Origin of the sequence: Ruegeria sp. HKCCA4008 (assembly GCF_013033125.1) — a bacterium.
Classification (GTDB): domain Bacteria; phylum Pseudomonadota; class Alphaproteobacteria; order Rhodobacterales; family Rhodobacteraceae; genus Ruegeria.
Genome location: NZ_WQDM01000004.1, coordinates 368,509 through 379,495, shown reverse-complemented (window position 1 = coordinate 379,495; position 10,987 = coordinate 368,509). Strand labels below are relative to the sequence as shown.

13 protein-coding genes are annotated in these 10,987 nt (G+C 57.4%); 4 read left to right on the top strand and 9 right to left on the bottom strand.

What is annotated here, in order from left to right:
* The 7 genes from GOW60_RS12195 to GOW60_RS12165 all read right to left on the bottom strand — a co-directional run.
* The coding region (locus GOW60_RS12195; protein WP_253283319.1) for a thiamine pyrophosphate-binding protein at positions 1–349 on the bottom strand (349 nt) is incomplete at its 3' end.
* Positions 350–393: 44 nt separating this feature from the next.
* Entirely contained in the window at positions 394–1,797 is a 1,404-nt protein-coding gene (locus tag GOW60_RS12190) for an FAD-binding oxidoreductase (RefSeq protein ID WP_171229473.1), read from the bottom strand.
* Between the two features lie 37 nt (positions 1,798–1,834).
* Positions 1,835–2,221, bottom strand: a complete 387-nt coding sequence (locus tag GOW60_RS12185) for a nuclear transport factor 2 family protein (protein WP_217355546.1) — start codon at positions 2,219–2,221, stop codon at positions 1,835–1,837.
* A gap of 26 nt (positions 2,222–2,247) precedes the next feature.
* A complete protein-coding gene (locus GOW60_RS12180) occupies positions 2,248–2,742 on the bottom strand; it encodes a universal stress protein (protein WP_152460448.1) in 495 nt (164 codons plus the stop codon).
* Between the two features lie 17 nt (positions 2,743–2,759).
* Positions 2,760–4,100 (bottom strand): TRAP transporter large permease, encoded by a 1,341-nt coding sequence (locus GOW60_RS12175; RefSeq protein ID WP_171117920.1) that lies wholly within the window; start codon positions 4,098–4,100, stop codon positions 2,760–2,762.
* A 17-nt stretch (positions 4,101–4,117) separates the two neighbouring features.
* Positions 4,118–4,654, bottom strand: coding sequence for a TRAP transporter small permease (locus tag GOW60_RS12170; RefSeq protein ID WP_171117922.1), 537 nt, complete (start codon positions 4,652–4,654; stop codon positions 4,118–4,120).
* Positions 4,655–4,721: 67 nt separating this feature from the next.
* Positions 4,722–5,738, bottom strand: coding sequence for a TRAP transporter substrate-binding protein (locus GOW60_RS12165; protein WP_171229472.1), 1,017 nt, complete (start codon positions 5,736–5,738; stop codon positions 4,722–4,724).
* Positions 5,739–5,895: 157 nt separating this feature from the next.
* Between GOW60_RS12165 and GOW60_RS12160 the strand changes: the two genes are divergently transcribed.
* Positions 5,896–6,822, top strand: a complete 927-nt coding sequence (locus tag GOW60_RS12160) for a LysR family transcriptional regulator (RefSeq protein WP_171117926.1) — start codon at positions 5,896–5,898, stop codon at positions 6,820–6,822.
* A 79-nt stretch (positions 6,823–6,901) separates the two neighbouring features.
* Here GOW60_RS12160 and GOW60_RS12155 read toward each other — a convergent pair whose 3' ends face one another.
* The gene (locus tag GOW60_RS12155) at positions 6,902–7,246 is read right to left on the bottom strand and encodes a RidA family protein (RefSeq protein ID WP_171117928.1); all 345 of its coding nucleotides are present in this window, start codon (positions 7,244–7,246) and stop codon (positions 6,902–6,904) included.
* Between the two features lie 425 nt (positions 7,247–7,671).
* On the opposite strand from GOW60_RS12155, the gene GOW60_RS12150 reads away from it, so the two are divergent.
* Positions 7,672–7,884 carry a hypothetical protein gene (locus GOW60_RS12150; protein ID WP_171229471.1) on the top strand — a complete coding sequence of 71 codons (213 nt, stop codon included), beginning with the start codon at positions 7,672–7,674 and terminating at the stop codon, positions 7,882–7,884.
* 131 nt (positions 7,885–8,015) lie between these two features.
* Here GOW60_RS12150 and GOW60_RS12145 read toward each other — a convergent pair whose 3' ends face one another.
* Complete coding sequence (locus GOW60_RS12145) at positions 8,016–8,504, bottom strand: Lrp/AsnC family transcriptional regulator (RefSeq protein ID WP_217355545.1); 489 nt, start codon at positions 8,502–8,504, stop codon at positions 8,016–8,018.
* Between the two features lie 82 nt (positions 8,505–8,586).
* Here GOW60_RS12145 and GOW60_RS12140 point away from each other — a divergent pair, with 82 nt between their 5' ends.
* A complete protein-coding gene (locus tag GOW60_RS12140) occupies positions 8,587–9,729 on the top strand; it encodes an amidohydrolase (protein WP_171229470.1) in 1,143 nt (380 codons plus the stop codon).
* Positions 9,730–9,743: 14 nt separating this feature from the next.
* Positions 9,744–10,916 carry a diaminopropionate ammonia-lyase gene (locus tag GOW60_RS12135; protein ID WP_171229469.1) on the top strand — a complete coding sequence of 391 codons (1,173 nt, stop codon included), beginning with the start codon at positions 9,744–9,746 and terminating at the stop codon, positions 10,914–10,916.
* Positions 10,917–10,987 lie beyond the last annotated feature (71 nt).

Below are 10,987 nucleotides of genomic sequence, written 5' to 3'. Positions count from 1 at the left end.
TCTGCTCGACTTCCTGGAAACCGCCCTGACCGATGGTCTTGTTCGCCGCCTGCGGCGTGACCAGCAGCAGCGGCGTGTGGTTCCAATAGGCGGTTTTTACGGCGGTCACGAAGTTGGTGATGCCGGGGCCGTTCTGCGCGATCATCATCGACATCTTGCCGGTGGCGCGGGTGTAGCCATCCGCCATCATCCCCGCGCTGCCTTCATGCGCGCAGTCCCAGAACATGATCCCGGCCTTCGGGAACAAGTCCGAGATCGGCATCATCGCGGATCCAATGATCCCGAACGCATGCTCAATCCCGTGCATCTGCAAAACCTTAACAAACGCCTCTTCCGTCGTCATCTTCATCTGAGTGCTTCCTTGTCTTTTCAGGGCGCCGAAGCCCCTGTGAGTTACAGTATTTCGTCTTTGAGGTAGTAGCCGACATACGCCATACGCTGTCCCAGTCGGCGGAAAGGCGTCAGGATGCCGTGGCTCGGCAATGGCGAGGTGAAGATCGGCAGTTCAAACGCCTTGTCCTTTTTGCCGGCAACCAACTGCGCCATGCGTCGTCCGGCCTGGGCCGAATACATGACGCCGTTGCCGCCGTAGCCCATGGCATAGAACACGCTCTGATCTGGATCGGGCCGAAAAATGCGCGGCATCATGTCGTGGCTGACATCAACCCAGCCCCACCAGGAGTAGTCGAGGTTGATATCCTCGAGCGCCGGGAACTTGCGGGCAAGTCCCTTCTTCAGCAAGTCCAGATGTTTGCCGTTCTCGGCATCACGCCCTGTCACTGCACTGCGGCTGCCGATCTGCAACCGATTGTCCGGCAACAGGCGGTAATAGTGGCGCAGCGTGCGCGTGTCGGTCAGGGGGGATCTGGTCTGAATACCGCATTCGTCCAACTCGGCCCGGGTCAGAGGCCGAGTTACCATCGAATTTGACAGGATCGGCATCAAGCGGTGCCTGGTGCGGTTGTTGAGCCCCGGGGGTGTATAACCGGCCGTTGCCAAGGCCACCGATTTCGCGCGCACAATACCGCCCGGCGTCCGCAGATGATGCACTCTGTCCTTGGTTTGCCACCCCATGACCGGGCTGCCGGTATGGATTTTCGCACCCAGCCTGCGCGCCATGTTGACATAGCCAAAAGCCAGCTTGCCGGCGTGGATGCACGTTCCGTCCGGCTCCCACATCGCGCCTGCGGCTTCCATGTCGCGCACGTGGTTTTCATGCAGTTCGTCCCGGGAAATGACGCGCGAGCCATAGCCGAACACGTCGTTCAGCAGCTTGCTCTCTTTCTTGAGGGACGGCATGACCTTTTCACGGTGGGCAATATAGTAATGGCCACCCGGCTGCGGTTCGCAGTCGATGTCATCAGACGCGATGAGATCGTTGAACAACTCGAAAGCTTCGGTGACTTCGGCATGCATACCCTTGGCCACATCCGTGCCCCAGCGCTGAATCCATTGCGACCGTTTCAGCCGCCCGGATGAGATCTGGGCCTGCCCGCCATTGCGCGTCGAGCATCCCCAGGCCACGGTATTCGCTTCAAGAACAACCGCCTGGATTCCGTGTTCTTTGGCAAGGTGAATGGCGGTGGACAGGCCGGTATAACCCGACCCGATCACCACCACATCGGCATCCATATCGCTGGACACCGGACCATCATCGGCCGGGGGCGTACCGGCCGTTCCGATCCAGTATGTGGGCGCGTGGTCGCGATTGTGACCGGGACCCGCATCGATGATGGGGTCATATTTCGGGTCATAGCTGGCCTTGGGCCAATGACGCGGGATGCTGTTGTCCACCATTCTTGTTTTTCTCCGAAGCTGCGCGTAGTGCGGCGGATCAGGCCTTGAACATGGGGCGCGTTTTGCGAAGCGCCTGTTTTACGACGATTTTCCCGTCACGCAGGGTAAACAGATCTGCACCTTCCGCTTCGATCCGCATGCCGTCTGCATCGGTTCCCGAAAACGTCCATTCCGACACGGCGCGATCACCGTGGACAAAGTGGCCGCGGTGATCCCAATGGGCGTCCTTCATGCCTGCCCAGACGCCTGAAAACGCGGCGGAGATGGCCTCTGCTCCTTCAATCTTGTTGCCGTATTTCTCGTCACCGGCCACGGTGTAGAACACGCAGTCGTCGGCGAAGTGGGTCATCACGCCGTCGATGTCGTGGCGGTTGAACGCGTCGAACGTGTCCGCCAGGTCCTGCGCGGTCAGGGTTTTGCTCATTTTGTACTTCCTTGTCAGTGGGGTTGTTACGTTTCGTCCGGGTTCGGAACGATCAGTGTCGGTATCTTGGAACGCCGCAAAACACGCTTTGCGACGGTGCCCAGAAACGTATGCGAAAAGCCGTGATCATGCGCGCCCAGCACGATCAGATCACAGCCCAGTTCGACCGAGCGGCGCAGGATCACTTCGGCCGGGTGGCCATCTGTGACCTCGACCGAAGTGACCTGATCGCGAATTCTCTCATCGTCACCATCGAACTGAGCCCAGAACTTGGCTTGCCGTTCGGCCAGAACCTTGCGCACCATCTCGTGACGGCGCGCAGCGGCGGTTTTGCGGGTCTCTTCATTCAGGATGAAGATCTCCATCGTGATCTTGGCATCGTCCGACAGTGGCTCATTCACATGCAGCACGTGAATTTCGGCCCCCGTGGCCTGCGCGATGCTGGCGGCATGGCGCATGGCGTGACCCGAGTTTTCGGACAGGTCAGTGGCAAAGAGGATGTTTGTGACCAGTTGTTTCATGTCGTCATCCTTTCGGGTCAGTAGCCGAACAGCCGTGGAAGCCACAGCGACAGTTCAGGGAAGAAGGCGATGATGAAGATCGCGATCGTGTTGGCGGCTGCAAAGGGCAGCGCACGCAACGAGATCTGTTCGATCGTGATGTTCGAGATACCTGACGCGATGAACAGGTTTTCGCCCAGCGGCGGCGTTTGGAAACCGATACCCAGCGTGCAGACCATCACCACGCCAAAGTGGATCGGGTCGATACCCACCGAATAGGCCACCGGCAGCATCACAGGAACCAGGATCAGGATGGTGGCCAGCGTCTCCATGAACATGCCGACGAACAGCAGGAAGAAGATGATCAGCGTCCAGATGACATAGAGGTTGTCCGTGAAGCTGAGCATCGAATCCGCGATGATCGCCGGGATCTGGTTTTCCACCAGCAGTCGGCCAAACACCGTCGCGGTGAACAGGATCAGCAGAACACGCCCAGTCAGCCAGGTGGTGGCCTCGAGCGACTGGAACAGCGACTGCCAGGTCAGTTCGCGGTAGATAACCACGCCCACGAACAGGGTGTAGAAGATTGCTACGATTGCCGCCTCGGTCGGGGTGAAGAACCCGGTATAGATACCGCCCAGGATCACCAGCGGCGCCATCAGCGACCAGAAACCGCGATACATTTCGCAGCCCACGTGACGGATCGACCAACCTTCGGAAACGCCTTTGTAGCCGCGCTTTTTCGACATGAAGAAGTTCAGGATCAGCAGGCTGGTAGCGATCAGGAAGGCCGGGACGAATCCGGCGATGAACAGTTTCGAGATTGAAACCGACTGGAACGTACCGAACTTTTCCACGGCTTCCGGCGGCGGCGCCATACCGAGCGCGGCAATGCCGAAGATCACCATCGGGATAGAGGGAGGAATGATAATCCCAAGGCCGCCAGAGGACGCAGTGATCGCCGAGGCATAGCCGCGCTCATAGCCGCGGTCGATCATCGCAGGGATCATCAGCATCCCAACGGCCGCGGTTGTTGCCGGGCCCGAGCCCGAAATGGCGCCGAAGAACAGACATGCCATGACCGTCGCAGCCGAAATACCGCCGGTGAAAGGACCGGCCAGGCTTTCAGCAACATTGATCAGGCGTTTCGAGATACCGGCGGCCTCCATCAGGGCCCCGGCAAGAATGAAGGCAGGCAACGCCATCAGGGGGAAAGCACCCACCGAGGTAAAGGCGATTTGCACGAATTTGATCGGGTTCTCGTCCAGGTAAAGGAATGAGACCAGCGACGCCACACCCAGCGCCACCGTGATCGGCGCGCCAATGAGCAGCAGAAACAGGAAAGACCCAAACAGGATTGTGACGATTTCGGATTCCATGGTTTATCCCCCTGCCCTTAGGATTTCTTTGCTGCTTCAGTCGCAGCTTTGATTTCGTCGAGGTCGATCTGATCAGGATCGTGAATATCCTCGCCCTTGATAAGGCGGCGGTAATTCACCTGAATGATGCGGACGGTCATCAGCGCAAACGCGATGGGCAGCACCATGTAGATGTACTTCATCTCGATACCCAGGGTCTGGGACTTCCAGAACTTGTTCATCTTGTTGAAGACAAAATCCGTCGCCAGATACAGGAAGTAGACATTGAAGAAGAGCCAGAAGAGATCGGCGAAGGCTTCGATGTACTTGATCGACCCTTCGGGCAGGAACTTGAACTGGAATGTCACGCGGTTATGCGCACCTTTCAGAGCGGCGTAACTTGCGCCGAAATAGACGAACCAGACGAACATGTAGACCGAGAGCTCTTCGATCCAGCTGATCGAAAAGCCGAAGACTTCGCGCGCGATGATCTGCACGAACAAAAGGCAGACGAAGCCGGATAAGAGGATCCGGCAGATGACACTTTCTATGTTGTCCAGAAATTTCCAGAACATGTGGTTTCACTCCTCCCTGAAATGAGAAGAGCGCCGCAGCGCTCTTCCCGGTATCGCCGTGCGACGATTATTGCTGGACCGGCTCGCGGCCGATGGCTTCGAGAACTGCATTCAGTTTCTCGACACCACCAATGGACTCGTAGAATTGCGGCCAGACAGCTTCGGTCGCCAGTTGAATGAACTCGGCTTCGTCGTTCTCGGGGTCGATGATTTCCATCCCCTTGGCCGTCAGCTCTTCCTTGATGGCGGCTTCTGAGTCCCGCAGGAACTGGGCCGAGACCTGAGTGGCTTCCTGCCCTGCTTCCAGGATCATTTGCTGTTCCTCTTCGGACAGGTCCTGGAACACGGCTTCCGAGATGATCAGCGGTTCGATCGAGAAGATGTAACGCAGGTTAGTGACGTGGTCCTGAACCTCGTAGAACTTCATCGCATTGATCGTCAGGTAAGGGTTGTCCTGACCGTCAACCACTTTGGTCTGCAGGCCGGTGAAGGTTTCCGACCAGGCCATCGGGGTCGGGTTGATGCCCCATGCCTTGTAGGTTTCGATCATGATTTCGTTTTTTGGAACGCGAATGATCAGGTCCTGCAAATCCGCAACCGATTTGACCGGCTTTTTCGAGTTCGTCAGACGGCGGAAACCGGTATACGTCCAGCCGATGATGCGGACGCCGGCATCACGGATGGTGTTTTCGATCAGTTCCTGACCGATTGGACCCTGGGTCAATTTTTCGGCATCTTCCAAGCTGAGAATGACATAGGGCAGAGTGAAAACGCCGACCGACGGCGAGAATGGCGTGATGTTGTTGATTGCCAGCAGTGACATGTCCAGCGTGCCGATGGCGGCCTCGTTCACGGTGTCCTGCTCGGAACCGAGCTGACCGTTCAGGAACAGTGTCGCGGTGTGCTCACCACCTGATTTTTCTTCGAGCGCTTTCACGAAAGCGAGCCCCAGCGCCTCTTGAGCGCTGCCCGCGCTGTCGCCGACAGCGATCTTGAAATTCTTCGCCTCGGCCGTGCCTGCAACCATCAGTGCGGCAACGGAAACGGTTGCGCTGAAAGTGCCAAGCTTTTTGATAAATGACATGGATTTCCTCCCATTTGTCGTGTTTCGAGGTGCGCGCTGACCTGGGGAGAAATAGGCCAGTCCGATTCTACCTCGGCGACACGAAGCTAACTTGCCAAAATGGTTTCGTCGTTGTTAATATTTGCGCGAAAGGTTTCATTAATCTCAAACATACGATATGAGTCAGAACAAACTTGATACCCGGATCGGCGACACGGACATCCGTCTGCTGCGCGTGTTCAAAACCGTCGCAGAAAGTGGTGGTATCACTGCCGCCGAGATCGAGCTGAACATTGGAAAATCGACGATCTCAAAACACTTGTCTGATCTGGAACTGAGGCTTGGCCTGAAGCTGTGCAACCGAGGGCCGTCAGGGTTTTCACTGACGGAAGACGGCGAGAAGGTGCTGGCGGCGGCAGAAGACCTGCTTATTTCCGTGGCGCAGTTCAGAACCGAGGTCAACGAAGTCAAACAACAACTGGCCGGCAGTATTCGCGTGGCTTTGTTCGATCAATGTACAACCAACCCCGAAGCCCAACTTGCCCGCACCATTCACAAGTTCAATGAGGCCGCACCGGCGGTTCACATTGAGCTGTCGCTGGAACCCCCAAACGTGATTGAGACAATGGTCATCACCGGGCATCTGGATGTCGGCATCATCGCTTTGCACCGACCATCGGCAAGCCTGGATTACACACCGCTCTACGGGGAAAACATGTTCTTGTACTGTGGGCAGGAACACCCCCTGTTTGACCGGTCGGATCCAGAATTGAAGCTGAGTGTTCTTCGCAAGTTCAACTATGCCGGCCTGAATGTGAACTCTCCAAATCTCATCGTTGGTCAACAACTGGGGTTTCGACGTGCGGCCAAAGTGCAGAACGAACAAGCCCTTGTCATTCTGATACTGTCAGGTCGCTACCTTGGGTTTCTTCCCGATCATCTGGCGCAGGAATTTGTCGAACAGGGGCTTATGAAAAAGGTCCTGCCAAAAGAGATCAAATACAGAACCCGTTTCGCGGCCGTGGCCAGAAAACAACCTGCGCCAACACGCGTGGCCAAGCTGTTTCTGGAAACTCTGGTAAAGGTACATTCTCAGGTACAATAGGAACGCGGACAGGGCGTCTTGTTTCCCAGGCCCAAACCCGCCGTACCTGAAATTAGCACACGGCGCGAGGCCGCGCGGATCAATCGCAGGCTGCGGTAACGATCATTTCGACCTTGAGAACATCACGAGCCAGTTTCGCCTCGCCACAAGCACGGGCCGGGGCGTGGCCCTCTGGCACCCAGGCATCCCAGACCGCGTTCATTTCGGCAAAGTCGGCCATGTCCGACAGCCAGATCACACATTGCAGGATGCGCGTCTTGTCGCTGCCAGCCTTGGCCAGAAGGTCCTCGATCTTGGCAAGGATGTCACGGGTTTGATCCGCAACGGTTGCGGCATCGGAAACCTGACCGCACAGATAGGCGGTTCCGTTATGTTTGACGATGCGGCTCATGCGTTTGCCGGTCTCGATCCGAGTGATGGTCACGACTGCTGTCTCCTGTTTCGATGAGTATGTTCCGGTTGGGCGATAGAGCGAAACGACGCCAACCGCCAGCCCGGACCTTCAATCATCGAATTATTGCCAGCCTGCTGCGTGGGGGCTTTCAGCCTAATAGCACGCTTATGTCCGGTGCTCGGAGACGTGACAAGCGGTTGCCAGCGCCTTGCGGACAGGACGTTTTCACCGATGCTTTTTCTTTCCTGTCTTGCACTCTTCGGCCAACGCATTTGGTGAAACATCGCGGCCCTGGTTCACAAGGCGTTTTACGGAGATTTCCCATTCTGCTTTCAATCGGCCAAGAGCTCCTCCGCTCGCCCCTATATCGGAGCGCCATATGCCACCCGACACTGCCGAAACGCTGCTTTTTTGCATGCCCGATGCAGGACAGCGAAGTTGGTCGGCTGACGTAAATGGTTTCAAAAAAGGACGGGTGGTCATGCGATGTGCTGCTGCAACCCAATCAGCTGAAACATCTGACGCAGAAGAACAGGATCTGGACCTATTCCGAACAACGGGCAACGGCCACCGAGTTTCATTTGATCTCGCGCCTGAAGGCATGGTCAGGAGAGGAGCTGATCTTTGAAGAAGAGAAAGCGCATGTCATTCCGCGCAATGGAATGTAGTTGAAAACACGTTGGAACAGCGGCGCTGAGACCCGTGGCGGGACTTGCCTTTGCAGTTCTGTCAGCCCAACCGAATGGTCCAGGCCTGCGCGGACATGTCTGGACGGGTCTGTCGTTGCACCATGTGCCAGTCAGAACCCCAAAGCGCTTCCGGATTTGATGGTATCCATGGAAACGAAGGTTCTGAACTTTCGAATATTTCCGTTTTCAAAGAACATCCTGCGGGTGAAATCTTCGTAAACCGCCATGCTTTCGACGACCACGACAACCATGAAATCAACCTCTCCGGTCACGTAAAAGCATTGCTGGACTTCCTGAGCATTCAGCAGGGATTTCTTGACGGCATCAATCTCGTCCGGGGTTTCGCTGACCAGTTCAATTTCAACGAAGATGGTAAGCTGAAGACCTACGGCCGCCGGGTCGACGACGGCCACATTGGCTCGTATCACGCCCTCGGCCTCCATCCGGCGGATGCGGCGCTGCACCGAGGGTGCGGACAGGTTTACCGCCTCGCCAATCTTGTGCTGCGTGGTTTTGTTGTCTTGTTGCAGAATCCGCAGGATCGCGCGGTCAAAGTCATCCAATTGCGTCATGTGAAAGAAACTTGCATGGTTAGCCACCAACTAGAGCCCTTTTTTCAGGTCATTTGCAATAAACTTGTTTCAAACATGTGAAGCAACACGTCGAAGGGGAAGTTTTGCCGTGACAGCATTGACAGAACGCCTGCGTGCGTTGCGCCACGAGTTTCATCGCAACCCCGAGCTTGGGTTTCAGGAAGTCTGGACCAAGGCCCGGATTGCCGGGCATCTGCGAGCCTTGGGCATCGAGGTGTTTGAAGGGGTCGGTGTCGTGGGCGTCTTGAAGGCGGGCAACGGCAATCGCGCCATCGGGCTGCGCGCGGATTTCGACGCGTTGCCGATCACCGAGGTCAACACGTTTGCGCACAAGTCGCAGAACACAGGTGTCATGCATGCCTGCGGCCATGATGGCCATACGGTGATGCTGCTTGGGGCCGCCGAATTGCTGGCCAAGGATCCGGCGTTTGACGGCACGGTCGTCTTTCTGTTCCAGCCCAACGAAGAGCATGGGCTTGGGGCAAGGGCGATGATCGATGAAGGGGTTTTGCGGACCTTCCCGATTGATGAGGTTTACGGCGCGCACAATCTTCCGGGTGAGCCTGTCGGGCGGGTTTCCACCCGCGCCGGAGTGATCTGTTGCAGTGAAAGCCTGTTTGAAATCACGCTTTCCGGTCAAGGCGGTCATGCCTCGATGCCGCATGTCGGGCGCGAAACGATCACGCCTGCGTCGGAACTGGTATTGGCCCTGCAAACCATCGTTTCACGCAAACTTGCACCTTCATCCGGCGCCGTGGTGTCAGTGACCGAGTTCATCACCGACGGGCAGCGCAATGTGCTTCCGGGGCGCACTGTTCTGAAAGGGGACGCACGGGCCATGTCACCAGAAGACCGCAAGTTGATCGAGCGCAGCATGCGCCAGATCGCAGCCGGTGTGGCCGAAAGCCATGGCGTCGAGGTGAGTGTGGATTTCCGCACCGCATTCATCGAGGCGAACAATGATGCCGATGCCGCATCGCATGTCGTTGCAGCGGCTTCGGCCATGGGCCTTGAGGTGGACGGAGACCGCACAGCCATGTCTTTCTCGGAAGATTTTGCCGAATTTGCCGCCGTTGTGCCGGGGTGTTTCCTGCTTATCGGCAACGGAACCGAAGGATCAAATGGCCGTCCGCTGCACTCGGCTGATTACGATTTCAACGACGAACTGCTTCCGCTGGGTGCAGAACTCTGGGCAGAGCTGGTGCGGCAGCGCCTGCCGCTGACCCCCTGACAGGATACACGACCATGACAGAAATCATCGTCCATCAGGCAGGCAGGCCGAGCTTCGGCCCCGCTGCCGAAACCGTTTTGACACAACAGTATTTCGATCGCGCAGCAAGGGAAATCACCCAATGGGAGGGGTATGCGCCAACGCCTCTGCATTCTTTGCCCGCGTTGGCAGCCGAGATCGGCGTCGCGGAAGTTCGCTACAAAGATGAAGGTCCCCGGTTTGGGCTTGGCAGTTTCAAGGCCTTGGGGGGGGCCTTTGCCGCCTTGCGCGTTCTGCAACGTGAAATATCGCGCCGGACCGGTCAGGACGTGTCATTGGAAGATATCCGTACTGGCCGCTGCGCCGACATGGTTACCAGTATCACGCTTGTTTCGGCGACCGATGGAAACCACGGTCGGTCGCTTGCGTGGGGGTGCAAGCGGTTCGGCGCGCCTTGCCGGATCTACATTCACGCCGAAGTCAGTGAAGGTCGCGCGCAGGCCATGCGCGAACTCGGGGCCGACGTCGTGCGCATCGATGGAGACTATGACGCCTCGGTGGATCAGTGTCGGCGGGAAGCCGACGAGAACGGCTGGTTCGTGGTTTCGGACACATCCTGGCCAGGCTACACCGACCCGCCGCGCGACGTGATGTCGGGCTATGGCATCATGGTCAAGGAAGTCGTGGATGCAATGGACGCGGCACCAACGCATGTCTTTCTGCAAGGTGGAGTTGGAGGGCTTGCCGCGGCGGTTGCGGCAGCTTTGCGTCAGGCCTGGGGTGATGCCGCGCCGCGCGTCGTGGTCGTGGAACCGCATCTGGCGGCGTGTTTGTTCGAAAGCGCAAGGCAGGGGCAAGCCGCGTCCGTAGATATCGATGAAGAGACCATCATGGCGGGTTTGTCCTGCGGGGTGCCGTCTCCGATGGCGTGGGAGGTTTTGCACAGCGAGGCCTCGGACTTTCTGACAATCGACGATCAGCTGATACCGCCCACCGTCCGTCGGCTGGCGCGTCCGCATGGCAGTGATCCGGCGATCGAAGCCGGAGAGAGCGGCGTTGCCGGATTGGCTGCATTGATCGAAGCAGCCAACAACCCCGAGCTTTTCCAGAAGCTTGGATTGACGCCGCAGTCTCGGGTTTTGACGATCGGTTCCGAAGGCGTGACGGATCCCGATATCTATACCCGGATCATGCAAGGCGACGTGTAGCTCAACCCAAAGCCCAGTTGCAGTGGGCCTTGGGACGGTTGAATCCGACATGGTGGCCTGCGACGGAGAAG

Bases quoted from the DNA above. Each gene is read 5' to 3' on its own strand.
- GOW60_RS12190 (WP_171229473.1), bottom strand. From the start codon at position 1,797: ATGGTGGACAACAGCATCCCGCGTCATTGGCCCAAGGCCAGCTATGAC.
- GOW60_RS12180 (WP_152460448.1), bottom strand. From the start codon at position 2,742: ATGAAACAACTGGTCACAAACATCCTCTTTGCCACTGACCTGTCCGAA.
- GOW60_RS12150 (WP_171229471.1), top strand. From the start codon at position 7,672: ATGGTTTCAAAAAAGGACGGGTGGTCATGCGATGTGCTGCTGCAACCC.
- GOW60_RS12135 (WP_171229469.1), top strand. From the start codon at position 9,744: ATGACAGAAATCATCGTCCATCAGGCAGGCAGGCCGAGCTTCGGCCCC.
- GOW60_RS12185 (WP_217355546.1), bottom strand. From the start codon at position 2,221: ATGAGCAAAACCCTGACCGCGCAGGACCTGGCGGACACGTTCGACGCG.
- GOW60_RS12170 (WP_171117922.1), bottom strand. From the start codon at position 4,654: ATGTTCTGGAAATTTCTGGACAACATAGAAAGTGTCATCTGCCGGATC.
- GOW60_RS12175 (WP_171117920.1), bottom strand. From the start codon at position 4,100: ATGGAATCCGAAATCGTCACAATCCTGTTTGGGTCTTTCCTGTTTCTG.
- GOW60_RS12160 (WP_171117926.1), top strand. From the start codon at position 5,896: ATGAGTCAGAACAAACTTGATACCCGGATCGGCGACACGGACATCCGT.
- GOW60_RS12165 (WP_171229472.1), bottom strand. From the start codon at position 5,738: ATGTCATTTATCAAAAAGCTTGGCACTTTCAGCGCAACCGTTTCCGTT.